At 51.4% G+C, this 1,107-nt stretch carries 2 protein-coding genes; both read left to right on the plus strand.

The features are described 5' to 3' along the window. A partial coding sequence (locus R7E78_RS24495; RefSeq protein ID WP_318058389.1) for a hypothetical protein occupies window positions 1-917 on the plus strand: 917 nt, incomplete at its 5' end. Beyond that, on the plus strand, window positions 917-1,107 hold a 191-nt coding region (locus tag R7E78_RS24500), incomplete at its 3' end, for a DTW domain-containing protein (RefSeq protein ID WP_318058390.1). The genes R7E78_RS24495 and R7E78_RS24500, both read left to right, overlap by 1 nt.

A 1,107-nucleotide genomic window follows, 5' to 3' on the forward strand; every position in this document is an offset into this window, starting at 1 on the left:
GGAAAGCAACTCTCAAACACGATGGAAACACTTACCAAGGGGGTGGCATGGCAGCGAACGTTGATGCAACGCTTAGCTGGGCAAATACCTATGTAGCCACCTCAACGCAATCACAAGGTTTTGAGGTGCAAATGACCTTAAACCCTGACCACAGCGCCACGACGAAATACAGCTACTCAAACGGTCAAGACCCATTAGTGGAACGCGGCTTCTGGCAACAGTTGAGCCCGTCGCAAGTTCAAGTTGTGATGACCCACCACCAGCAACAACGTTTGATGTCTGAGCGACTCTTTACGCGCGAAGGCAACCAACTCAAAGCCACCAAGGAAAAAGTGGGCAGCATGGTGTACCCGATCGCCGATGGTGGCTTAGTGCTTTACCCAGCAACCGTTCGTGATGCAGGCGTTCAACAACCGGCGGCGAAGCGCGCAGACCAACCTATCGGCAGTGCTGACGTCCCATCCAGTGCCGATTTCGATTCCAAAGTCGATGCTGCGGTACGTAACTACTTCTTCATTCACCAAACCGACCCAAGCAATAACCAATACCGCTGGTTAACGTACGATCTCAATGGTGATGGTAATGAAGAACTGCTGGTTCAATTGGATTGGTGCGGCTCAGGCGGTTGTACGCTCTTGGTGTTCGAAAACCATGAAAAAGAATGGCGCTTCAACAGTCGAATTACACTGGTAAGAAGCCCAATGATGCTCGGCCAACAAACGTCGCACGGTTGGCGCGACCTGATTTTCGATGTTAGTGGCGGCGGCGCAACACCAGCAAAACATGTCATGCAGTACACTGGCGTAAGCTACCCTCTGAACCCGAGCATGGCACCAACAGCCACACCAGAACAAATCAGTGGTGTTCGTCTGTTCTCGGATGGTATTAGCCCAGTGCGTGAAGGGGTTCGACTGTAATGTCACAACCGTGTCCCCATTGCGGTTTTCAGTTCAACTGTATTTGCTTGCTGGTGCCTAAACTCACCAGCAAGCACGACATACTGCTATTGATGCACCCAAATGAGCTTACTCGTGACACCAATACGGGCCAGCTATTACAGCATTGCCAACTCAACGTCGAGCAAGCAATCTGGGATCGCAAACAACC

The sequence above is a fragment of the Vibrio sp. YT-19(2023) genome (assembly GCF_033337395.1).